The organism is Actinomadura chibensis NBRC 106107 (assembly GCF_001552135.1).
Lineage (GTDB): Bacteria > Actinomycetota > Actinomycetes > Streptosporangiales > Streptosporangiaceae > Spirillospora > Spirillospora chibensis.
Map to the genome: position 1 here is coordinate 334,872 of NZ_BCQP01000010.1, position 22,670 is coordinate 357,541.

The 22,670-nt window shown below is 76.2% G+C and carries 21 protein-coding genes; 11 read left to right on the forward strand and 10 right to left on the reverse strand.

Features of this window, described 5'->3' with window-relative positions; all coding sequences use genetic code 11:
* The first annotated feature begins 107 nt into the window (after nt 1-107).
* Nucleotides 108-707 (forward strand): RNA polymerase sigma factor, encoded by a 600-nt coding sequence (locus ACH01S_RS06170; protein WP_067886246.1) that lies wholly within the window; start codon nt 108-110, stop codon nt 705-707.
* The gene (locus ACH01S_RS06175; RefSeq protein WP_246237123.1) at nt 700-1,758 is read left to right on the forward strand and encodes a CU044_5270 family protein; all 1,059 of its coding nucleotides are present in this window, start codon (nt 700-702) and stop codon (nt 1,756-1,758) included. The genes ACH01S_RS06170 and ACH01S_RS06175 overlap by 8 nt, the downstream gene beginning before the upstream one ends.
* Nucleotides 1,759-1,838: 80 nt before the next feature.
* Here the strand turns inward: ACH01S_RS06175 and ACH01S_RS06180 are convergent, their stop codons facing one another.
* The 3 genes from ACH01S_RS06180 to ACH01S_RS06190 form a co-directional block, all read right to left on the reverse strand.
* Nucleotides 1,839-3,080 (reverse strand): isochorismate synthase, encoded by a 1,242-nt coding sequence (locus ACH01S_RS06180; protein WP_067886248.1) that lies wholly within the window; start codon nt 3,078-3,080, stop codon nt 1,839-1,841.
* Nucleotides 3,081-3,377: 297 nt separating this feature from the next.
* Nucleotides 3,378-3,983 (reverse strand): biotin transporter BioY, encoded by a 606-nt coding sequence (locus ACH01S_RS06185; RefSeq protein ID WP_067886250.1) that lies wholly within the window; start codon nt 3,981-3,983, stop codon nt 3,378-3,380.
* 123 nt (nt 3,984-4,106) lie between these two features.
* A complete protein-coding gene (locus ACH01S_RS06190) occupies nt 4,107-4,814 on the reverse strand; it encodes a spermidine synthase family protein (protein WP_067886252.1) in 708 nt (235 codons plus the stop codon).
* A gap of 175 nt (nt 4,815-4,989) precedes the next feature.
* Here ACH01S_RS06190 and ACH01S_RS06195 point away from each other — a divergent pair, with 175 nt between their 5' ends.
* Nucleotides 4,990-5,511: a GNAT family N-acetyltransferase gene (locus ACH01S_RS06195; RefSeq protein ID WP_067886254.1), complete on the forward strand. Its 522-nt coding sequence runs from the start codon at nt 4,990-4,992 to the stop codon at nt 5,509-5,511.
* A 220-nt stretch (nt 5,512-5,731) separates the two neighbouring features.
* Here the strand turns inward: ACH01S_RS06195 and ACH01S_RS06200 are convergent, their stop codons facing one another.
* Both ACH01S_RS06200 and ACH01S_RS06205 read right to left on the reverse strand, forming a co-directional pair.
* Nucleotides 5,732-6,601 (reverse strand): NAD(P)H-binding protein, encoded by an 870-nt coding sequence (locus ACH01S_RS06200; RefSeq protein WP_148344692.1) that lies wholly within the window; start codon nt 6,599-6,601, stop codon nt 5,732-5,734.
* 268 nt (nt 6,602-6,869) lie between these two features.
* On the reverse strand, nt 6,870-7,445 hold the full coding sequence (locus ACH01S_RS06205) for a radical SAM family protein (protein ID WP_370671558.1): 576 nt from the start codon (nt 7,443-7,445) through the stop codon (nt 6,870-6,872).
* A 165-nt stretch (nt 7,446-7,610) separates the two neighbouring features.
* Here ACH01S_RS06205 and ACH01S_RS06210 point away from each other — a divergent pair, with 165 nt between their 5' ends.
* The 3 genes from ACH01S_RS06210 (at nt 7,611) to ACH01S_RS45130 (ending at nt 11,064) form a co-directional block, all read left to right on the forward strand.
* Nucleotides 7,611-9,422, forward strand: a complete 1,812-nt coding sequence (locus tag ACH01S_RS06210; RefSeq protein ID WP_148344693.1) for a family 10 glycosylhydrolase — start codon at nt 7,611-7,613, stop codon at nt 9,420-9,422.
* A 52-nt stretch (nt 9,423-9,474) separates the two neighbouring features.
* Nucleotides 9,475-9,672 carry a DUF3040 domain-containing protein gene (locus ACH01S_RS06215; protein WP_067886258.1) on the forward strand — a complete coding sequence of 66 codons (198 nt, stop codon included), beginning with the start codon at nt 9,475-9,477 and terminating at the stop codon, nt 9,670-9,672.
* A 501-nt stretch (nt 9,673-10,173) separates the two neighbouring features.
* Nucleotides 10,174-11,064 carry an ATP-binding protein gene (locus ACH01S_RS45130; protein WP_067886259.1) on the forward strand — a complete coding sequence of 297 codons (891 nt, stop codon included), beginning with the start codon at nt 10,174-10,176 and terminating at the stop codon, nt 11,062-11,064.
* Between the two features lie 257 nt (nt 11,065-11,321).
* On the opposite strand, the gene ACH01S_RS44985 is transcribed toward ACH01S_RS45130, so the two are convergent.
* Together ACH01S_RS44985 and ACH01S_RS06230 are read right to left on the reverse strand one after the other, a co-directional pair.
* Nucleotides 11,322-12,443 (reverse strand): helix-turn-helix transcriptional regulator, encoded by a 1,122-nt coding sequence (locus tag ACH01S_RS44985; RefSeq protein WP_067886262.1) that lies wholly within the window; start codon nt 12,441-12,443, stop codon nt 11,322-11,324.
* Nucleotides 12,444-12,535: 92 nt separating this feature from the next.
* Nucleotides 12,536-15,352, reverse strand: coding sequence for a hypothetical protein (locus ACH01S_RS06230; RefSeq protein WP_067886264.1), 2,817 nt, complete (start codon nt 15,350-15,352; stop codon nt 12,536-12,538).
* Nucleotides 15,353-15,582: 230 nt separating this feature from the next.
* Between ACH01S_RS06230 and ACH01S_RS06235 the strand changes: the two genes are divergently transcribed.
* Entirely contained in the window at nt 15,583-16,578 is a 996-nt protein-coding gene (locus ACH01S_RS06235) for an EamA family transporter (protein ID WP_067886265.1), read from the forward strand.
* 16 nt (nt 16,579-16,594) lie between these two features.
* On the opposite strand, the gene ACH01S_RS06240 is transcribed toward ACH01S_RS06235, so the two are convergent.
* Complete coding sequence (locus tag ACH01S_RS06240; RefSeq protein WP_067886577.1) at nt 16,595-17,365, reverse strand: ABC transporter permease; 771 nt, start codon at nt 17,363-17,365, stop codon at nt 16,595-16,597.
* Between the two features lie 37 nt (nt 17,366-17,402).
* Nucleotides 17,403-18,437: an ATP-binding cassette domain-containing protein gene (locus ACH01S_RS06245; RefSeq protein WP_067886268.1), complete on the reverse strand. Its 1,035-nt coding sequence runs from the start codon at nt 18,435-18,437 to the stop codon at nt 17,403-17,405.
* 101 nt (nt 18,438-18,538) lie between these two features.
* On the opposite strand from ACH01S_RS06245, the gene ACH01S_RS06250 reads away from it, so the two are divergent.
* Entirely contained in the window at nt 18,539-19,237 is a 699-nt protein-coding gene (locus tag ACH01S_RS06250; protein ID WP_067886270.1) for a TetR/AcrR family transcriptional regulator, read from the forward strand.
* 96 nt (nt 19,238-19,333) lie between these two features.
* Nucleotides 19,334-19,711 (forward strand): YybH family protein, encoded by a 378-nt coding sequence (locus ACH01S_RS06255; RefSeq protein ID WP_067886272.1) that lies wholly within the window; start codon nt 19,334-19,336, stop codon nt 19,709-19,711.
* Nucleotides 19,712-19,767: 56 nt separating this feature from the next.
* On the opposite strand, the gene ACH01S_RS06260 is transcribed toward ACH01S_RS06255, so the two are convergent.
* The gene (locus tag ACH01S_RS06260) at nt 19,768-20,910 is read right to left on the reverse strand and encodes an oxidoreductase (RefSeq protein ID WP_067886274.1); all 1,143 of its coding nucleotides are present in this window, start codon (nt 20,908-20,910) and stop codon (nt 19,768-19,770) included.
* A gap of 77 nt (nt 20,911-20,987) precedes the next feature.
* On the opposite strand from ACH01S_RS06260, the gene ACH01S_RS06265 reads away from it, so the two are divergent.
* Nucleotides 20,988-21,896: a sigma-70 family RNA polymerase sigma factor gene (locus ACH01S_RS06265; protein ID WP_067886275.1), complete on the forward strand. Its 909-nt coding sequence runs from the start codon at nt 20,988-20,990 to the stop codon at nt 21,894-21,896.
* Between the two features lie 95 nt (nt 21,897-21,991).
* Nucleotides 21,992-22,552 carry a YdeI/OmpD-associated family protein gene (locus ACH01S_RS06270; RefSeq protein ID WP_067886277.1) on the forward strand — a complete coding sequence of 187 codons (561 nt, stop codon included), beginning with the start codon at nt 21,992-21,994 and terminating at the stop codon, nt 22,550-22,552.
* Nucleotides 22,553-22,670: the final 118 nt, after the last annotated feature.

A 22,670-nucleotide genomic window follows, 5' to 3' on the forward strand; every position in this document is an offset into this window, starting at 1 on the left:
CGGGTGGGTCGTGCGGGTTTTCACCGCCGGTGGGGTGGGTGGGAACCGTTTGGGGGCTGTTGGGCAATAGGGGGTGACCTGATCGGAAGCCCGAGAGGCCCAGACATATGAGTGAGACGAGCCCGGCGGGGGCCGACGACGCCGTCGTGATCGAGCGGTCGCGGCGGCATCCGGAGGTGTTCGCCGAGGTGTTCAGGCGGCACGCCCCGGATGTGAAGCGGTATGCGACGCGCAGGCTGGGGTGGGACGCGGCCGAGGACGTGGTGGCGGAGACGTTCCTGGCCGCGTTCCGGCAGCGGGACCGGTATGACCTGGCGCGGCGGGACGCGCGGCCGTGGTTGTTCGGGATCGCGACGAATCTGATCGGCCGGCATGTGCGTGCGGAGGTGCGTCAGCTGCGTGCGGTGGAGCGCGGCGGCGGTGATCCGGTCGCCGAGCCGTTCACCGACCGGTGTGACGAGCGGGTGAGCGCGCAGGCGCAGGGGCGGCGGCTGGCGGGGGCGCTGGCGGCGCTGCCCGAGGGGCACCGTGACGCGCTGCTGCTGGTCGCCTGGGGCGGTTTGACCTATCCGGAGGCGGCGGCGGCGCTGGGTGTGCGTGTCGGGACGGTGCGGTCGCGGATCAGCAGGGCGCGCGGGCGGTTGCGGCGTGAGCTCGGCGGGGTCGATCCCGCGGTGTTCGTCAAGGAGGAGACGGTCCATGGATGAGATGACCGTGCTGGAGGGTTTCCGGGCGGAGGTTCCGCGTCCGGGGATGGAGGGGTTGCGTGCCGAGGAGGCCCGGCTGATGGCCGCGATCGCCGGTGCGGGCTCGGGGGCGGAACCCGCGCCCGTGCGGCGGGTGCGGGGGGTTCGTCCGGTTCGGCGGGGGTGGCCGGCGGTGGGTCTGGCCGGGGGGTTGGCGGCCGCGGCGGTGGCGGGGGTCGTGGCGGTCACGGCGCGGGGGCCGGGGCAGGGGCCGGAGGGGGGTGCGGTCACGCATGTCATGCCGGTCGCCGCGTCCCGGGTGCTGACGCGGGCCGCCGACGCGTCCGCCGGGTTCCCGGAGCTGCGTCCGAGGGCGGGGCAGTTCCTGGTGTTCGAGTCGCAGACGATGGATCCGGTGGAGTCGAACTCCGCGCGGGGGCATGAGCGTTACCTGTCGCGCAGTGTCCGGAAGGTCTGGCTGCCGGTGGAGGGCGATGCGACGCGGGGTGTCGTCGTGGAGCGGATGCTGGCGCCGAAGCCGTATCCGGGGTGGCCGATCCCGCCGTCGGCGCGGCGGGCGGCCGGTCCGGCCGGGGGGCCGGAGAGGCTGGCGGACTTCGACGGCAGGGCGGAGTTCCTGCGCAACGACTTCGCCTACGTCAGCCGTCTGCCGGTCGAGCCGCGGGGGATGTACGAGCATCTCTACACCCGTCTGGGGAGCGGTGCCCGGGCGGACGTGGAGGCGTGGATGCGGGTCGGGGGCCTGTTGACGGAGGCGTATCTGCCTTCGGCGCAGCGGGTGGCGCTGTACCGTGCCGCGGCGGCGATCCCGGGGGTGACGACGGTCGACGGGGCGGTGGACGCGGCGGGCCGGACGGGTGTGGCGGCGGCGAAGACGGTCGGCGGTGTCCGGCGGGAGTACATCTTCGACCGGCGCACCTATCGGTACTTGGGGCAGCGTGAGGTCGTCACGGACGCGGCGCTGGCGAAGGCGCCGGTGGGGAGCGTCCTGACGTCCACGGCGCAGTTGAAGGTGTCGGTCGCCGACCGCGCGCCGCGGGTCGGCTCCTAGCCGGGGGTGGCCGGGTCTCGTCGCCGTCGCGGGGGCGGGGCCGGCCGTCCGGTTTTCGGGCGGGGGTTTCCGGCGGGTGGTCAGCCGTGGAGGGCGTATTGCATGGGGCGGAGTTTGGTGCGGGCCTCGGCGAGTTCGGCGTCGGGGTCGGAGTCGGCGACGATGCCGCAGCCGGCGAACAGGCGGGCGCGGGTGCCGTCGATCTCGGCGCAGCGCAGCGCGATGCCCCATTCGCCGTCGCCGCGGGCGTCGACCCAGCCGACGGGTCCGGCGTAGCGGCCGCGGTCCATGCCTTCGAGTTCGCGGATGAGGTCGAGGGCGGTGCCGGTGGGCGTCCCGGCGACGGCGGGGGTGGGGTGGAGGGCGGCGACGACGTCGAGGACGGACCGGTCGGCGGCCAGGCGTCCGCGGACGGGTGAGGCGAGGTGGGTGAGGTTGGGGAGGGTGAGGAGTTCGGGCTGGTCGGGGACGGTGAGTTCGGCGCAGAGGGGGGTGAGGGCGTCGCGGACCATGTCGGCGGCGTAGCGGTGTTCCTCGCGGTCCTTGGCGGAGGCGAACAGGCGGGCGGCGCGGGCGCGGTCGTCGGCGGGTCCGGTGCCGCGGGCGGTGGTTCCGGCGAGGACGAGGGATTCGATGTCGCCGCCGGTGCGGCGGATGAGGAGTTCGGGGGTGGCGCCGACGAGTCCGGCGCAGGAGAAGGCGTAGCAGGCGGGGAACCGGCCGGTGAGGCGGCGCAGGAGGACGCGGGCGTCGATGGGGGCGGCGGCGCGGGCGGTGACGTCGCGGGCGAGGACGACCTTGCCGAGGCGTCCGTCCCTGATGCGGGCGACGGCGGCGGCGACGGCGTCCTTCCAGGCCTGTTCGGAGAGGGCGCCCTGGTTCCAGGTGAGGCCGGTCGGGGCGGCGGGGGGCGCGGTGAGGGTGAGGGGTTCGGTGTCGTCGCCGATGGTGGTGAGCCAGGCGGCGCCGTCGCGGCGGCCGAGGACGCGGCGCGGGACGATGAGGACGGAGTCGGGCGACTTGGGGTCGAACCCGAACGATCCGAACGCGACGGGCCCGGTGCCGGGGAGGTCGACGGGGTCGTCGACGTCGGCGGCGCCGAACAGGCGGGTGAGGAGCCGGGCGGCGTCGGTGAAGCGGTCGCCGCCGTCGCCGCCGGGGAGGGTGAGGCGGGCGGCCTCGCCCCAGCCGACGATGCCCTGGCCGTCGCGGATCCAGGCGAGCGCGGTCGGGTGCGGAAGCCGCGCGACGAGGTCGCCCGGGTCGGGGACCGGGACGGTGCGGACGGACAGGCGGTCCGGTGCGGTCACGGCGAGCTTCACGCGACCCACTGTACGACAGATTTGAACCTGTTCAAACGGGCGGGGGCGGGGCGCGCGGTGAGGCGTGCGCCACATCCGTGACGCAGCACGCCCCGGGACGCCCCCGGGACGCCCCCGGGCCGCCGGACGGGACGGCCCGCCGGTCGGGCGGGCGGCGTGGCCGGTGCGGGCTTGGATTCCCGTCCGCCCGGCCCCTATGCGCGCCGCGCGCGAGGCGCGGGCCGGGACCGGGCGGACGGAAGCTCTGCCGCGCCGGGATGGGGACGGCGGCGGGTCGCCGGTGGGTCGGGGGTGGGGTCAGCGGCGGCGGGCGGCGCCGGTCAGCTTCCACGCCGCCGGGAGCAGCCCGGCCGCGAGCAGCACCTTCAGCGCGTCCCCGGCGAGGAACGGCGTCATCCCGAGGTCGACGGCCTTGCCGAGCCCGACGTCCAGCGACGCCATCAGGTACGGGACGCCCGCCGCGTACATGATCGCGGTGCCGACGAGCATGGTCGCGACGGTGCGGGCGGGGGTGCGGTCGCCGCCGCGCTGGGCGAGCCGTCCGACGACGGCGGCGGCCACGACGAACCCGATGACGTAGCCGAGGGTGGGCGAGCCGGTGCCGGAGTCGCCGTCGGTGAACCACGGGACGCCCGCGATCCCGGCGGCCAGGTAGAGCAGCATGCCGAGCGCGGCGCGGCCGAAGCCGAGCGCGGCGCCGGCCAGCAGGACCGCGAAGGTCTGCCCGGTGACCGGCACGGGGGTGCCGGGCAGCGGGACCGCGACCTGCGCGGCCAGGCCGGTGAGCACGGCCGCGGCGGCGACGAGCGCGGCGTCGCGGGCCAGGGCGCCGGGCAGCAGGTCGCCCAGGACGGCGGGACGCCGCCGGGCCGCGCCGCCGGCGGCTGCGTGGGCAGTAGCCACAGATCCTCCCAAACGTGTGTTCTTCAGGGCGAACCTAGCGAACGGGTACGCGGGGGTGGATCACGCGGGGTACGGAAACGGGCGCCCGCGCTTTGCCGGGCCCGCCCCTTGACACCGGCCGGGTCAGGCGTCGCGGCGGGGGCGGCGGGCGAGGTAGACGACGTCGGGCTCGCCGCGCGGCACCGGCACCGGCCGCGCCTCCACGGCCTCGAACCGGTCCCGCAGCAGCGCCTCGAACGCGGCGTCGGCGGCGGCGCTCCACACCGCGAGCGTCCCGCGGCCGGTGAGGCGGGCGGCGAGCAGGTCCAGCCCGGCGGGGGAGTAGAGGCGGGCGTTGCCGGGGGTGACGGTCCACCCGGGCCCGTTGTCGATGTCCAGGCAGAGCGCGTCGAACCGGCCGCCCTCCCCGCCGCCGCCCGCCGGGGCGGGTTCGGCGAGGACGTCGAGCAGATCGGCGCGGCGGACGGTGACGCGCGGGTCGTCCACCGCGCCGCGCGACCACGGCCGCAGCACGCCGCGGTGCCAGTCGACCACGGCCGGTTCGCGCTCGACGACGGTCACGTGCGCGACCCCGGGCAGGTCGAGGGCCTCGGCGAGGGAGAACCCGACGCCGAGCCCGCCGATCAGCACCCGCACCGGCCCGTCCAGCCCCTCGACCGCGGCGCGGACCAGCAGCCGCTCCGACGCCCCGCCCCGGGTGTCCATCAGGAACACGCCGTTGCTGATGATCTCGTAGTCGCCGCCCGCGCGGCGCAGCACGAGCTCCCCGCCGACCCCCTCGGCGCGTTCGACCACGACCGGCCCGCCGGACGTCCCCGGAACCACTCCCATGCCCGCACCCTACGACGTCCCGAGCCGCCCCCGAGCCGCCCCCGAGCCGCCACCGCCGCCGTCCCCTCCGGCGCGGCCGCCACCCGCCACCGGGCGGCCCGACACGGAACCTCCGCCGACCCGGCCCGGACAAGGGCTGGTGGCCGGGACGCGCGGCGGCCTACGGTGAGGCACCGTGGACGATCATGTGCGGTTGCGGCCCGTGGCCGAGCGGGACCTCCCCTTCGTCGAAGCGCTGCGCACCGACCCCGAGCTGTGCGGGCCGTTCCTGTGGGAGGGGTGGCGCGACCCGCACCGCTTCCGCCGCCGCTGGGAGCACGACGGATGGATCGGCGACGACACCGCCCTCCTGGTCGTCGCGCGCGGCGCCGACGCCCTCGGCCTGGTCTCCTACCGGCGCGTCGAACTGGCCGGACCCGTGTGGTGCTGGAGCATCGGCGCCCTGCTGGCTCCCGAGGCCCGCGGCCAGGGCGTCGGAAGCCGCGCGCAGCGCCTCCTCGTGGAGTACCTGTTCGGCTCCACCCTCGCGCACCGGATCCAGGCTGAGACCGACGTCGACAACATCGCCGAGCAACGCACCCTGGAAAGGATCGGATTCACCCGCGAGGGCGTCATCCGCGCCTACTCCTTCCTCGGCGGCCGCTACCGCGACGAGGTCGTCTACAGCATCCTCCGCGACGAAGTCCCCCCACCCTGACCCCACGCCACGACGGCCACCTCACCGACGCCAAGACGGCGGACAGGGGTGCGCCCGTCGCCGTCGAATTGTGGCTTGTTCGCGGAATTTGATGTTTTCGCGGGCATTGATCGTTGCTCGTTGTCGTGTGCTGGGAACGACGGCGCTCCCCGCCGTCCCCCGGGGTGGCTGACGAGCCGCCCGGGGCCGCCTTGGGCCGCCTGGGGGAGTGTCGGGCCGCCTACCGGAAGTCGGCGGCGTGGTCGAGCGCCCATTCGTCGAAGCCGATAGCGGGACGGCCCAAGACCTCCTCGACGGTGGACGTGGTCGGCGAGTTCCCGGCGGCCGCGTCGTCCAGGAACCGCAGCACCGCCTCGGCTTCCCACCCCCGCATGAACTGCGCGAACCGCTGCATCGCGGCCTCGCGGGACAGCTCCTCCACCGGGATCCGCCCGCCCACGGCCCGCCCGATCGCAGCGACCTGGTCGCGCTGAGAGATCCGAGCCGGGCCGGTGAGCAGCCCGCTCACCACCGGCGCGGGCTCCCCGCCGGTCAGCGCGGCGCAGGCCACGGCGGCGACGTCCCGCTCGTGGACCGGCGCGGTCAGCGCGTCCGGCCGGTACAGCGCCACGCTCGCGGAAGTGCGGATCTGGTACGCCCAGCCCAGAGCATTGTTCGCGAGCACGAGCGGACGGATCGGCACCACCGCCACATTCGAGGCGGAAGCGGCGGCGGCGAACGCGGCCTCGACCTCCCAATGCTTCTCGGTGATGGCGTTGCCCGCCGAGGTGGGATGGACCACGCTCCCCGACGACAACAGCACGACCCGCCCCACCCCGGCGGCGCGGGCGGCCTCGACGACACCGTCGACACCCTCGCGGTTCGCATAGAGGAACACCCGCCCGGCGCCCTCGAACGCCGGGAGAAGAGTCGCCGGGTCGGTCAGGTCGGCGGCGACGACCTCGACGCCGTCCGGGAACCGACCGGACTCCGGACGCCGCGCGGACGCACGGACCGGTACCCCCTCAGCCACAAGCTGCCGGAGGACGAGCCTCCCGACGCTCCCACCAGCCCCCATCACCAGGGTGGGCCTGCGATCAGAACGTGCCACGACCGGCTCCAATGCACGTAGTCCCTACGCGCCACGGAGACCAGACCGGCCGACAGGGCGTTCCGACGCCGCACCCCGCCACCGCCACCGCCAAGACTAACTCCATGATCAAAGCGCCGACAGGACACCACCACAACCACCCACGCCCGCCAACACACCCGAACCGCCGTAACGGACGCGACACCCGCGACGCCGCGGCCAGAAAGACGCGGCCCCTAAACAGGGCCAGACGCGGCCGAGAAAGCCGGAGATGACCACGCGGAGCCGACTAGGGCGTGTTTCGAATTACACAGGTTCTTCTTGTGCGCTCGGCCGCCTCCTGCAGCAGCGGCAGGTCCCGCAGGATCAGCGACCCCTTCGTCAGGACGGAGAACGGGTTGGCGGCGTCCCGCAGCGCCGCGAGGATCCCCGGCATCAGCCGGTAGCGGCCCTCCGCGCGCTGGTAGCAGTCGACGTTGGCGCCCAGCGCGATGTGCTCGCCCCGCCACCGCGGCGACGCCAGCTCGGCCCGGACCCGCTCGGCCGCGTTCACCTTCACCACGATCCGCGAGTCGAAGTCGGCACCCGACCCCAGGTCGAGGTACTCATGGGTCTTGCGGGCGAAGCAGTACACGCACGCGTGCGAGCAGCCCCGGTAGGGGTTGACCGTCCACCGGAACGGCATCCGGGACGCGTCCGGCACCCGGTTCACCACCGTCCGCGCCCGGACCTCGTAGAAGGTCATGCCGCGGAACTCGGGCGTGTCGAACGTCCGGGCCACCGCGCCCCGCTCGATCAGCGGCACGCCCGCGCCCGCGTCGGCGTCCCCCGCCTCGCCGTCCAGCCGCAGATGGTCCCAGCGCACACCCCACCCCTTTCGAACGTGTGAGCGAATCCGCGCGCGGCCAGTATGGAACACATGTTCGATGATCGCAATTCGCCGGTGGCGACGAAAGCGCACGTTGTGGGATAACACGGGCGTCTCGGTTTCGGCTGAAGCATCGCGACGCGTGCGTAACAATGGGCCGCTATGGCATCGCGATCCACGATCACGACGACGGCGGCGGAGCCCCCGGCCGGGCGCGGCGCGAACGGCCGGACGGCCGACCGGGCCGCTGACCGGGCGGATGGCCGGTCACGCGGCGGCGGCACGGCCCGGCTCCGGGCCGCGCGGGTCCCGGCAGGGCTCCTCGGCGCGCTCCGCGCGCGCGGCACCGCCGGGCTCGCGGCGGGGCTCGCGGCGGGCGCCGTCGCCGGATGCGGCATCCCCGCGTTCGGCGGCTCGGACGGATCCGGCGCCGGGACGGGAGCGCCCGTCCCCTCCGGCGCCGCCGCCGAATGCCCCCGCGTCGGCCCGCCCCCCGCGTCCAGCGGACGCGAACTGCGCGCCATGTGGATCGCCACCGTCGGCAACATCGACTGGCCGAAGAAGCCCCGCGCGTCCGCCGACGAGCAGAAGAAGCAGTACCTCCGCCTCCTCGACACCGCCGCCGCGATGCACCTGAACGCGGTGTTCGTGCAGATCCGCCCCAACTCCGACGCGTTCTACGCCTCCCCCTACGAGCCGTGGTCGCAGTGGATCACCGGGACTCAGGGCAAGGACCCCGGCTACGACGTCCTGGCGTTCATGCTCAAGGAGGCCCACGCCCGCAACCTGGAGTTCCACGCCTGGTTCAACCCCTACCGCGTGTCCCGCCAGGACGACGTGAAGAAGCTGTCGCCCAAGAGCCCCGCCCGCCAGCACCCCGACTGGGTCCGCAAATACGGCGGGGGACTGTGGTACGACCCGGGCCTGCCGCAGGTCCGCGACCTCGTCACCAACGCCGTCCTGGACGTCGTCCGCAAGTACGACATCGACGCCGTCCACTTCGACGACTACTTCTACCCCTACCCCGAGGGCGGCGAGTTCCCCGACGCCGCCACCCACAAGACCTACGGCGCGGGCCTGAGCAGGGGCGACTGGCGGCGCGCCAACGTCAACACCCTCGTCCAGTCGCTGTCGAAGCGGATCCACGACGCCAAGCCCTGGGTGCGGTTCGGGATCAGCCCGTTCGGCGTGTGGCGCAACAAGAGCACCGACCCCGCCGGGTCGCCCACCAGCGCCCTGCAGAGCCACGACGACATCTACGCCGACACCCGCACCTGGATCAAGAAGGGCTGGCTCGACTACGTCACCCCCCAGCTGTACTGGCCGATCGGCGACCCCCGCGCCGACTACGCCAAGCTCGTCGCCTGGTGGGCCGCGCAGGTCAAGGGCACCCGCGTGCAGCTGACCATCGGGCAGGCCGCCTACCGCGTCGGCGAGGACGCCGCCTGGCGCGACCCCGCCGAACTGTCGCGCCACCTCACCCTCAACGCCAAGTACCCGCAGGTCCGGGGGGACGTGTTCTTCAGCGCGTCCGACCTCGCCGCCAACCGGCGCGGGTTCGCCGCCCGGATCCGCGCCGACCACTACGCCCGGCCCGCGCTCCGGCCCGTCGCCGACGGCCTCGGCGGCGCCGCGCCGCCCGCCGTGCAGAACACCACCGCCGTCCCCGCCGACGGCAGCGGCAACCAGAGCGGCGCCGAGGTCAAAGACGTGAAGGCCGTCAAGGGCGTGAAGGTCACCTGGCGGCCCGCCGAGGGCGCCGCGTCCTACGCCGTCTACCGGGTCGACGGCAAGGGCCCCGCCTGCGCGGCCGTCCGCCCCGCCGACCTCCTCGCCGACGTCCGCGGCGGCGGGATCGTCGACCCGTCCGCGAAACCGGGCCGCACCTACACCTACTACGTCACCGCCCTCGACCGGCTCGGCCACCAGAGCGGCCCCGCGCGCGGCGCAACCGTCACCGCCCCCCAGGGATAATGATCATGTTCGAGGGGGAGGTACCAGACACCTGACCCCCGGAGGTAAGAGCATGTCGCTGTCGATGGAGGAGCAGCGGATCCTCTCCCAGATCGAGGTCCGCCTGAGCGAGGACGACCCGCGGCTGGCCCACCGCCTCGCCCGGCTCGGCACGCGCCGCCGCCGCGCCCGCACCGTCGTCATCGCCGCCGCCGTCATCGTCGTCGTCCTCGCCGCGATCGCCGCGCCGGTCATCGCGGCCGTGCTGTGACACCGCCGCCCCGCCGCCGCGGGCGCCGCAGCGGGCCCGCTCCCAGACCTCCGTGACCCCAGGCCGGGCCGCGCGCCCAACCTCCGCGCCCGGCCCCCGCGGACACGCGAACGCCGATGCCCCGGCGAGGACAGCCTCGCCGGGGCATCGGCGTTCAAGCCGGTGTGGTGGTCGCCTCACGGCGAAAGGCACAACGAAGCTCCAGCCCGGACCGCATGGGACCGGCGGTATTCCCCGAAGGCGTCAGGTAGAGCCCGGGGGACACATGCCACACCGACCCACCCACTGTAACGGCTCCACGGCACTGCCTCCTCCACCGCGTCCCCCCGAGCGCCGATCACCTCACCGCCGGGTGACGCTTCCCCTACGCCTGCGCACCGCCCCGCCGGGCGGCGCGTCCCTGCATATGACCCTTAATGCGACCGAACACGGCGAAGGGCGGCGGGGGGACGCCCGCCCGACGCCGCGCCGCACCCGGCACGGGCACGAGGAGACGGGGACGTGAACACCACGGGGACCACCGGCACCAGACCACCCGCCACCACCGGCACACAAAACACCGGCGACGACAACGGCGACACCCTCGACCGCGAACCAGGCAGCCACCCCAGCGCCCGCGACACCACCACCGAACCACACGGCACCCCCACCCTCAGCAGCCACCCCGGAAGCAGCCCCGGCAGCCACCCTGGCAGCCACCCTGGCAGCGGCCCTGGCGGCGGCCCTGGCGGCGGCCCTGGCGGCGGCCCTGGCGGCGGCCACGCCCCGGGCGGGACCGCGGGCCAGGTCGCGGGCCACAGCACAGGCGGCGCGCCGTCCGGCGAGACGGGCACTGAGACCGACAGCGAGACCGGTGGCAGGACGGGCGGCGAGGGGGGTGGGCGCGGTCGCGTCGCGGGCGAGCGGACGTGGGAGCTGAGCCCGGGTGCCGACGCCGCGTCACGGGCTCGCGCGCTCACCCGCCGCGCCCTGCGCGAATGGCACGTCACCGGGCCCGCCGACGCCGACGACATCGTCCTCATCGTCGACGAGCTCGTGACCAACGCCGTCGTCCACGGGGACGGCCCCGTGCGCCTCACCCTGCGCCTGGACGGCCCGCCCGACCGACGCCGCCTCACCGGCGACGTCCACGACGACGGCGCCCGCGCGCCCGCCAAGGCGCCCGCCCCGCCGACCGGGGCGCAGCCCCCCGACTGGTCCGAGGCCGGACGCGGACTCCTCCTCGTCGCCGCACTCGCCACCGCCCACGGCACCCGCCCCGACACCGCCCGCCCCAACACCACGGACAACACCAGCAACACCAGCAACACCGACAGCACTGGCGGAACCGGCAAGACCGTCTGGTTCACCCGGCTCCTCGCACCCCACCACCCAGGCGCCCGTCCCGCGTGAACCGGCCCTGAGCCACGGCCCCGCCCAGCCGACCCGCCCAGCCGACCCGCACTGAGCAGGCCCGCACTGAGCAGGCCCGCACTGAGCAGCAGGGCGAACAGCAGCACGGCGATTGCGCTGACGCGCCCTGGGCGTCGCCGTCGCCGGACGGCTCGGCCAACTGGCCGTCCTGGACGTCGTCCGCGAGCTGGACGGCGAGGGCCAGCTCTCACAGCGCCACGGCACGACATCCGCGGGCTGCGGGGCGTGCGCCCGGGTCAGGCCTGGAGGGGGCAGCGGTCTATCAGCCACACCTCCCCTTCGTCGTCGGTGAAGGGCTCGGGGGGCTCGTCGGTCAGGCGGTCCAGGTGCCACTCGACGTGCGCGAGGGGGCCGCGCCAGCCCGCCAGCAGGTCCGCCAGCGGGCGCGGCGGGCCCGGCGGCCCGTACGGGCGCGGGTCGGGCAGCTCCTCCTCCCACAGCGCGTCGTCGCAGTCGGCCGCCCAGTGCGCCACCGACGCCAGGACCTCCTCCAGGTCGCGGACGAGGTCGCCCAGCGACCGCAGCGCCATCGCGTCCTGGATCATCCGCTCCCGCGCGTCGTAGGGCAGGTCCCGGTCGAACACCGGCGGGAACCGCGGCCGCCGCCCCGCGAGCACCGGGTCCTCGCCGGTCGCCGCCGCGCGGACCGCCGCCGCCTGCCACCGCGTCCACTCCGCCAGATGCCCGAGGACCGTCCGCAGCGCCGCCGCGCCCGCGCCGCCGCCCGACCGGACCTCCGCCGCCGCGTCCCGCAGCCGCGACCGGACGAACTCCACCCGGTCCAGCGTCCACGCCCGCGCCCGGTCCGCGCCCGCCGGGCCCCGCGGACCCGGCGCCGCCCGCGGCCGCGGCACCGGCACCCGCAGCGCCGCCAGCAGCTCGTCCAGGTCGCGGACCTCCGCGCCGCGCCCCGACAGGAACGCCGCGCCGATCCGGTCCAGCCGGAACATCCGCGGCCCGTCCCGCATCCGGCACCACCCCACCAGGTACTCCCCGTAGGGGGCGGTGACGAGGCCGTGCGCCTCCACGTCGCGGAAACTCCGCGTCCCCGCCTGATCGGTGTAGGCCAGCCGGACGATCCGCCGCGTCCGCACCGCCTCCCGCAGCGTGTCGCGGACCGGCCCCATCAGCGACCCGACCTCGCTCAGCGGCTCAGGCTCCGGCGCGGCGGGCAGCACGTACCCGCGGCCCTTCTCCGCCCGCACCGGCAGGCCCCCGTGCGTCAGCAGCTCCAGGTCGCGGCGGACCGTCCGCCCGCTCACCCCCAGCCGCTCCGCCAGCACCGCCGCGTCCAGGGGCTCGGGGGACGCGGCCCGCAGCTCCGCGACGAGCGCCAGTAACCGGTCAACGCGATCCATGCACCCATCGTGACCGCGCCCACCGACATTTCCGCCGTCCCCGCAAGGCCCCAAAACCCTTACGGGACCGGCGTTCCCGGCGCCCGCGCAGGTCAGCGGCCCGACAGCTCCGCCGCCAGGCCCTCGAAATCGGCCGCCGTCAGCGACAGCGCGCTCCCGATCGCCCGCGTCGCCTCCGCGCTGCCCAGATGCCGCGTCGCCGCCCGGTCCAGGTAGGCCTCCACGAGGCGCGCGCCGGTCAGTCGGCCGCGCGGGCGCAGCGTGCCCACGTCCCGCTCCACCACCGCCCACGCGTCCGCGCCGAGCCGCAGCCGCCGCTCCTCGGCCAGCAGCCCCACCAGCGCCGACCGCGCCGCCGCGTCCGACAGGTCCGGCAGCCGCACCGCCCGCAGGTCGGTCACGAGCTCCGGCGACGCCGCCGACAGCTCCCCGACCCGGTCCGGCTCGCACGTCGCCAGCAGCGCCGTGTCGTTCACGCCCTCCAGCCGCGTCCGGTACAGCGCGGACGCGTACGCAGGGCCCTGCGCCTCGTCCAGGATCAGGCCGTCCAGGCCGTCCAGCAGCAGGACGTGGCCCGCGTGCTCCTCCAGCGCCGCGCGCAGCCCGTCCGGGCCGTGCTCGCGCAGGTCCTCGGCGTGCGCGGAGCGGACCTCGCCGCTGGAGGCCTCCACCTCCGCCAGCGCCGCGGCGACCATCCGCGCCAGCCGCCGCTGCCCGCTGGACGGCGTCCCGATCAGCAGCAGCGCCGGAGCCGACGCGCTCGACACGTCCTGCCCGCGCAGCCGACGCGCCCACTTCCCGCGCCGCCGCACCTCCGTCACCACGCGCTCGATGTCGTCCGCGCCGCACAGGAACCTGATCCCGTACGCCTCGGCGACCTGCGGGCTCTGCTCCGGGACGGGCGCCGCCCGCAGCGGCGGGGGCGGCTCGGGCACCGGCGCGGGAGGCGGCGGCAGATCCGCGTGCCGCTCACCCACCCGATCCCCACCCGGAGACGGGCCCGGAGAGGGGGGCGGGGGGACGGGGCCCTCCGCGCCCGGCCACGCCGGGCCCCGGTCGAGCTGGGTCTTGAACGCGTCGGTGTCCAACTGCGTGTGCTGCGGCTCCGACGGCCACACCGGCTCCGCGGGCGCGGGCGGCGGGACGGGCGCAGCCGGGACGGGCCGAGCCGGGGGAGGGGTGTCGGCGGTGGTCGCGTCCGGCGACGGCCACGCCGGGGCCGGGTCGTCCGCCGGAGGCGACGGCTCGGGCACCGGCGGCGCCTGGAACGGCGCCGGAGACGAAGGCGCCGGAGACGAAGGCGGCGGCGAAGGCTCCGGTGCCGACGGCGGCGGGACCGGCGGAACGGGCGGGGCGGACGGGGGCGGGGCGGGCGCGACCGCGGGCGGCGGGCCCGGGGCGTCCCGCGCGGGCTCGGGCACCGGCGCGACCGGCTGGTCGGCGCCCGGCTCGGCGCGCTCGGCGGCCAGGTGCGCGCGGGCGGCCTTGATGATGTCCCACGCCGACAGCTCGTCGGTGGACGGCGGCGTGTGCAGCGCCGGGGACGTCAGCTCCGCCGCCACCGCCTGCGGCACCGCGAACCCGGTCGCCGGCGGCGGCACCTGCGCCAGCCGGCACCACGTCAGCCCGAGCGTGTAGGTGGTGGCCAGCAGCGCCGCGAGCGCCTCGGCGGGCGGCGCCGCCCCCGGCGCCGCGGCCTGCGTGCCGCGCAGCGCGTCCGGCAGCCGCCCGTCGCGCGGCCACAGCACCCGCAAAGGGTTCGCCGGGTCGGCCAGGACCGCCTGGAGCGTCCGGGCGCTGTCGGGGTCGAGCCACTGCTGCACGGCGGCGAGCGCGCCCGGCGCGGCCTGCAGGTCGGCGGCCAGCACCGCGACGCCCGCGCGGCGGACCTCGTCGTGGCCCCGGCCCGGCGCCGCCGGGCGCGGCCCGGTCAGCTCCGCGACGATCTCCTGCAGGTCGTACAGGGCGAGGCGCAGGTACTCCCCGGGCGCGGTGTCGCGGACCATCGGCGTCGCGAACTCGGCCGGGCAGCGCCGCCGCCACTCCTGCACGATCGCGCCCGGCCCGTACCGGACGGTCGCGAGGTCCTGGTTGACCATCCGCAGCGACGCCGCCGTGATCGCCGCGAGCGCGTCCGCGCCGGGACGGAACCGCGGGTCGCCCCGCAGCCCGGCCGCGACCTCGTACATGACGCGGGCGACGTGCGCGGCGCCGCCGCCGTCGCCCGCGCCGAGCCGGTGCACGTAGTACCCGGCGAGGGTCGCGAAGTCGGGCGGCATCATCCAGTGCAGCTGCTCGGCCGACGTCGTCAGGAACGGGACGAACGACTCGATCAGCGGATGCTCGGTCAGCGCCACCGGCGACCCCGCGCACCACAGCAGCGCCCCCCACGCCGCCGCGACCGTGGACGGCGTCCCCGGCTGGAACATCGGGTCGTGCTGGGCGAACTGCTGCGGGTCGACCGCCAGCGCCGTGGTGAGGGCCTGGGAGATCCCCGCCACCACCGCCGTGTCGGGGACCGGCCCGAGGAACCCCAGCGGCGCGACCCGCCCGGCCGAAAGGTCCGGGCCGGTGGGGAACAGCTGCGGCGGGACGGGCGGCGTGCCCGCCCCGCGCGGCGCGGGCACCGCGACGCGGCGGTCCTCGAACGTCGCGGGCGGCGGGCACGGGTGCCACGCGCCGTCCAGGCCGCACCGGTACCAGCGGCCCCACGCCCCGTAGAGCCACCACTCCCCGGCGCCCCACAGCATCCGCGCGGCGATCTGCGCGGCGCGGTCGGCGGGCTGGGCCGTCCGCCACCACGGGGAGGCGACCAGCTCGCGCACGTTGCCCTCGACCGACGCGAACAGGTCCCCGCTCGGGCCGCCACCGGTTCCGCCGGGCCCGCCCCCGGCCGCCTGCCAGCTCATCCGGCGATAGTAGTGGCCGCGGCGCCGCGCCCGTGCGGCGCGCCCGGCATCGCCGCACACCCCGTCGGGAGCCCCGTCGGGAGCCCCGCCGGGGGCGCTTCCGCGGGCCCCGCGCGGCGGGTCGGCCCCCGGGACCCCCGACCCTTGTTGTAAGGAGTGTCCCTGCTGTACGTTCATTAACCGTTGGTTCCCCGGCCCTGCCGGGACGGCGGCGAGGATCGGGAGCTGCGGTGGACGGTGCGGCGCGCACCCGCGCCTGGGGCGTGGGCCTCACGGTGCTGTCCTCGGTATGCTTCGGCGCGTCCGGGCCGTTCGGCAAGGCCCTCATCGAGGGCGGGCTCAGCCCGCTGCAGGCGGTCTGGCTGCGGATGGCGACGGCCGCGCTCGTCCTGGTCCCGCTCGCGGCGGTGCTGCGCGGCCGCGCCCTCGCCCGGGGCCTGCGCCGCGACCTCGTCCCGATCGTCGGCTACGGCATCGCCGGGATCGCGGGCTGCCAGGCGTTCTACTTCGTCGCCGCGTCCCGGCTGCCGGTCGGCGTGGCGATCCTGCTGGAGTTCTGCGGACCGGTGATCGTGCTGGCGTGGCTGCGGATCGTCCGCCGCGCCCCCGTGCACCGCACCGCCGCCGCCGGCGTCGCCGTCGCGCTCGCCGGGCTCGCCCTCGTCGTCCAGGTGTGGCAGGGCCTCGGCCTGGACCCCCTCGGCCTGGCCGCCGGGCTCGCCGCCGCCGCGTGCCAGGCCGCCTACTTCCTCATCGTCGACCGGCTCGCCGGACGCGCCGACCCGATCGTGCTCACCGCGTCCGGGTCCGCCGTCGCCGTCGCCGCGCTCACCGCGATCGCCGCGCCGTGGACGCTGCCCTGGGACGTGCTGCCCGCGGACGTCGCCGTCGGCGGGCACACCGCGCCCGGATGGACGCTCGTCGCCTGGATAGGGCTCGTCAGCACCGTCCTCGCCTACCTCACCGGCACCGCCGGGCTGCAGCGCCTGCCCGCGCAGGTCGGCGGCGCGATCTGCTACACCGAGGCCGTCGCCGCCGCGCTCATCGCCTGGGCCGTCCTCGGCGAGCACCTCGCCCCCGCCCAGCTCGCCGGGGGCGCGATCGTGCTGACCGGCGCCTACATCGCCCAGCGCGCCGCCATCGCCCGCCCCGCACCGCCCGGCGTCCCCCCGGCCCCGGCCGCGCCCATCCCAGGGACCGCGCCCACGACCGCGGTCGGACGCTGACCCCGACCGCGGCGGGTCAGGCGTGCTCGGCGCGGAAGCGGCGCGCGCCGAGCGCCACCGACACCACCAGCAGCACCGCCGTGACCAGCGCGCCCTCCGCGACCGCCGCCGTCGCGTAGTCGCCGCGGAACGCCGCCCGCGCCGCGTCCACCACGTACCGGAACGGCGTCAGCCGCGACAGGGCGTCCAGCCAGCCCGGAGCCAGGCTCATCGGCAGCAGGATCCCCGACAGCAGCAGCAGCGGAAGCGTCACCGCCGACAGCAGCGGCGCGAACGCGTCCTCGCTGCGCGTCCGCAGTGCCAGGACGTAGGACAGCGACGCCACGCTCACCGCCAGCGACACCACGAACACGAGGCCCACCGCCACGCCGCCCGCCGGAGCCCGCAGCCCCAGCGCCAGCCCGACCCCCACCAGCAGCACCGCCTGCGCGCCCACCACGGCGGTGTCGCGCAGCACCCGGCCGAGCAGCAGCGCCGTCCGGCTCACCGGGGTGACCCGCAGCCGCTCCAGCACCCCCGACCGCAGGTCGCCGATCAGCCCGAACCCCACGAACCCCGCGCCGAACAGCGTCAGCTGGATCAGCACGCCCGGGACGAACGACCGCCACGCGTCGCCCGCCCCGGACCCGCGCACCTCCGCCAGGTCCTTCAGCAGCGGCCCGAACAGCACCAGGTACAGCAGCGGCTGCAGCGCCCCGAACACGATCGCGACCTTGCTGCGCAGCGTCTGCCGCAGGTATCGCAGGAAGATCAGCCGCGTGTCGGACGCGGTCCGCGCGAGAGACATCACAGGGGGGCTCCTTCGAGGCACGCCGGGACGCCGCTCAGGCGGCCGGCACGGAAGAGACAGAACCGGGACCGGACGAGGACGGGGCGGACGGGGCGGACGGGTCGCGCAGGGAGCGGCCCGTGACGGCGAGGAACACATCGTCCAGGGTCGGGCGCGACAGGCTCAGCGACGCCAGCTCCACGCCCGCCCCGTCCAGCGCGCGGATCAGGCCCGTCAGCGCCTTCTCGCCGTCCTCGACCGTCAGCCGCACCACCCGGCCCGCCACCGCCGCCTCCCGCACCGCCGGATGCCGCGACAGCGCCGCCCGCGCCGCACCCACCCCGTCCGCCACCCCGTCCGCCAGCGCGGCTCCGACCGGGTCGGCCAGTTCCAGGACGACGACGTCGCCCGCGACTCGGCGCTTCAGCTCGGCGGGCGTGCCCTCGGCCACGATCAGGCCCCGGTCGATGATCAGCAGCCGGTCGCACAGGGCGTCCGCCTCGTCCAGGTAGTGGGTGGTCAGGAACACCGTCGTGCCGTCCCGCTCGCGCATGGCGCGGATGTGCTCCCACAGGCCGCCGCGGCTGTGCGGGTCCAGGCCGGTGGTCGGCTCGTCCAGGAACAGCAGCGGCGGGCGGTGCACGAGCCCGAGGGCGATGTCGAGCCTGCGGCGCTGCCCGCCCGACAGCGACCCCGCCGGGCGCGCGCCCAGGCCGTCCAGGTCGAGGCGGGCGCACAGGTCGGCGATCCGCGCGGCGCGGTCCGGCACCCCGTACAGGCGGGCCTGCAGGTCCAGCTCCTCGGCGGCGGGGACGGACGGGTCGGTGCCGCCGCCCTGCGCCACCACCCCGATCCGGCGCCGCACCCCGGCCGGGTCGCCGCGCAGGTCGCGGCCCGCGACGGTCGCCGTCCCGGCGGTGGGCGCCAGCAGCGTGGTCAGCATCCGCAGCGTGGTGGTCTTGCCCGCGCCGTTCGGGCCGAGGAACCCGACGATCTCGCCGGGCGCGACCGACAGGTCCACGCCCCGGACGGCCTCGACCGTCCCGTGCCTGCCGGTGAAGGTGCGGGCCAGGCCGCGCGCGTCGATCACGGTCACCTCCGAGGAGCCGGGTGCGAAAGCCCGCCCACAGTAACCACAAATTTGCAGTGACACCAAATTTTAAGTGACACCAGTGAAGGTATATTCTCCGCATGGGAGACGAGATCGCGCCCGGCGGGGGAAGGCGGGCCGAGCCGGAGCTCGGGCTGCGCGAGCGCAAGAAGCGCGAGACCCGGCGCCGCATCTCCGACATCGCCACCGGGCTGTTCATCATGCGCGGCTTCGACAGCGTCACCATCGCCGACGTCGCCCGCGCCGCCGACGTGTCGGTCAACACCGTCTTCAACTACTTCCGCACCAAGGAGGACCTGTTCTTCGACCGGCAGGCCGAGATCGTCGAGCGCGCCGCCGCCGCGTTCGACGACCGCCGCCCCGGCGAGGGCGTCGCCGCCCTGTTCCGCCGCTCCTTCATGGAGGGCCTGGACGCCGGCGCCCACCACACCGGGTTCCACGAGGGCTCGGAGACCTGGGCCAGGACCGTCCAGGACAGCCCCGCCCTCATGGCCCGCCAGCGCGAGATCGTCCGCCAGGCCCAGGACGCCCTCGCCGAGCGCCTCGCCGAGGCCACCGGCGCCGACCCCGACGACATCGCCCCCGCCATCGCCGCCGCGATGGTGTTCGCCGCCGTCACCGGGCTGACCGACCACATCGTCCGCCGCAAGATCGCGGGGGAGACCCTGGAGGAGATGCGCGACAGCGTCTACGCCAACGCCCGCCGCGCCTTCGACCTCCTCGAACACGGCCTCGGCGGCTACGCCGCCGCCCCGCCCGACGACCCCGCCGCACCATAACCGCCGCTTCTGGGACGTAGAAGACCCATGTCTTGGACTTATCGGGCGGCGGACGGCACCCTGGAAGGGAAAGGCACACCGACCAGGGGAGCGACCATGACAGAGCGCGAGAAGGCCATGCGGCCCGAGGACATCACCCGGCTGTTCGTCGAACGGTCCAACGCGGGCGACGCCGCCGGCGTCGCCGCGCTCTACGAGCCCGACGCGGTGCTGGCCTACCCGCCCGGCTCCCAGACCGTCGGACGCGACGCCATCCAGGCCCTCTGGGAGAAGGTCCTGGCCGCCGGGCCCCGCTTCGAGCCCGAGGAGCCGCTGCCCACCCTCGTCAGCGGCGACATCGCCCTCACCTCCACCCCGCCCCGCGACGGCGCCGGGGCCCGCGCGCAGGTCGTCCGCCGCCAGCCCGACGGGAGCTGGCTCCGCGTCCTCGACCAGCCCGAGTTCGTCCCCGTCACCGGCGCCGCCGACGCCTGACCGCCCGCGTCCGGCGACAGGACGGCTGGGCGGCTGGCGGGGGTCGCCGGGGCGGGTCAGCCGGGCCAGATCGGGTAGTCGACGTAGCCGCGCGGGCCGCCGCCGTACCGGGTCCCCGGATCGTCGGACGCGGGCTCCACGCCCAGCGCGAACCGCGCCACCAGGTCCGGGTTGGCGATGAACGGCGACGCGAACGACACCGCGTCGGCGATCCCCGCCTCCACGACCGCGTTGCCCGCCTCCCGGCCGAACCCGTGGTTGGCGATCAGCGGCCCGCCGAACAGCCGCCGGTACCGCGCGAACCCCGCGAAGTCGGGGACGGCGCCCGGCCGCGGCAGCGCCCGCCCCCGCAGATGCAGGTAGGCGAGCCCCCGCCCGTCCAACTCCTCGACGAGGCCGTCGTAGTCGGCCAGGGCCGCCTCGTCGGCGGTGTAGGGGTAGCCCTCCGCCGGGCGGCACGCGTCGGCCGCCGTCCACCACGGGGACAGCCGCACCCCCGTCCGGGCCGGGTCCCACGCCGCCGCCACCGCGTCCACCACCTCCAGCGGCAGCCGCGCCCGGTCCGCGCCGTACCCGTCGCGGCGCACGTTCAGCCGCGGGTTCATGAACTGCGCGAGCAGGTACGCGCCGTTCGCGGCGACCTCCACCCCGTCGAACCCGGCGCGGCGCGCGTTGACCGCCGCCGCCGCGTACTCGGCGACCGTCCGGTCGATGTCGGCGGGCGTCATCTCCCGCGGCGTCACCGTCGGCCTCGGACCGGCCTCGGTCCGGCACGTCTCGCCCGGGTCCACCGGCGACGGCCCCGCGGGCCGCTCCCCGCCCAGATGGTCCGGATGGGAGAAGGCGCCCGCGTGCCACAACTGCAGCACGATCCGCCCGCCCAGCGCGTGCACCACCCCGGTGACCCGCAGCCACGCCTCCACCTGCGCCTCGGCGTAGATCCCCGGCACCCGCGGGAACCCGACCGCCCGCTCGCTCACCCACGCGCCCTCCGCCACGATCAGCCCCGCCGTCGCGCGCTGCGCGTAGTAGGCCGCGTGCAGGTCCGTCGGCACCCGCCCCGGACCCGACGCCCGCGCCCGCGTCATCGGCGCCATCACCACCCGGTTCGGCAGCGCCAGCCCGCCGAGCCGCACCGGGCCCAGCAGCGGCTGGTCCCGGCCGTTAGGCTGGTCGGGACGCCGTACGTCTCGGAACATCGCTCCTTCTCCTCCTCCTGCCGCGCCGTCCATTCGATGCCACCGAACAGACGGACCCCGACGAGGAAAGGTGACCGATGTCCGAGCACGCCGCCCTGGCCGAACGGTTCGAGGCCCACCGCGAGCGGCTCCGCGCGGTGGCCTACCGCATGCTGGGCACGGCCGGCGAGGCCGACGACGCCGTCCAGGAGGCGTGGCTGCGCCTCACCCGCGCCGACCCCGCCCGCATCGACAGCCTGGAGGCGTGGCTGCGCACCGTCGTGTCCCGGGTGTGCCTGGACATGCTCCGCGCCCGCGCCACCCGCCGCGAGGACCCGCTCGGCTGGCACTCGCCCGTCCAGGCCGAGGACGGCGACCCCGAGCACGAGGCCGAGCTGATCGACTCGGTCGGCCGCGCCATGCTCGTCGTCCTGGACGCCCTCGGCCCCGCCGAACGCGTCGCGTTCGTCCTGCACGACGTGTTCGCCGTCCCGTTCGACCAGATCGCCGCCGTCGTCGACCGCAGCCCCGACGCCGCCAAGAAGCTCGCCAGCCGGGCCCGCCGCCGCGTCCGCGGCGCCCCCGCCGCGCCGCCCGCCGAACTCGCCGCGCAGCGCCGCGTCGTCGAGGCGTTCCTCGCCGCCGCCCGCGGCGGCGACCTGGAGGCCCTCCTCGCCGTCCTCGCGCCCGGCGTCGTCCGCACCGCCGACGCCGCCGCGCTCGCCCCCGGCCGCCCCCGCACCGTCACCGGCGCCCGCGACGTCGCCCGCGAGATGCGGATGTTCGGACGCCGCGCCCGCTACGCCGCGCCCGCCCTGGTCGGCGGCGCGGCCGGCGCCGTCGTCGCCCCGCACGGGCGGCTCCTGCTCGCCCTCGCCGTCACCGTCCGCGACGGCCGCGTCGCCGCCTACGAGATGATCGCCGACCCGGACCGGCTCCGCGCCCTCGACATCGCCGTCCTGGACACCACCGTCCTCGACAACGAACACCGTCCCGAGCCCGCATAGACTTCGCCGCACCGACCAGACCGCCAGGAGACCCCGCATGCGCACCCCGACCAGCGCCGCCGCCGCCCACGACGGCGCCGCCCCCGTCCGCTGACATGGACGACCCGGGCAGCGCGCTGCACTTCGCCGACGCCGCCGCATGGGAGGCGTGGCTGGCCCGCCACCACGACACCGGCGCCGGGGCCTGGCTGACGATCGCCAAGAAGGGCGCGCCCGTCGCGTCCCTCACGATCGCCGACGCCCTCGACGTCGCGCTGTGCTACGGCTGGATCGACAGCCAGCGCAGATCCCTCGACGAGCACCGCTACCTGCAGCGGTACTCGCGGCGCCGCAAGGGCAGCCCCTGGTCGGCGGTGAACGTCGCCAAGGCCGAGGCGCTGATCGCCGCCGGGCGGATGCGGCCGCCCGGCCTCGCCGAGATCGACGCCGCCCGCGCCGACGGACGCTGGGACGCCGCCTACGCCGCCCAGCGCGACGCGACCGTCCCGCCCGACCTCGCCGAGGCCCTCGCCGCCCACCCCGGCGCCGCCGCCCGCTTCGACGCCCTCGACAAGACCGCCCGCTACCTGCTGATCCTGCCGCTGCTGAAGGCCCGCACCCCGGCCGGGCGCCGGGCCCGCCTCGACCGCGCGATCGCCGACCTCCTCGACACCTGACCCCGGGCCGGGCCCCGGGCGGGGGCGCCGCGGGCAGGGCGTCCGGGCGGTCGCCGGTGTTCTGCCGGTGTTCTGTCGGTGCCGCCGCATACTCTTCCGGAACCCGAGCACGACCGGG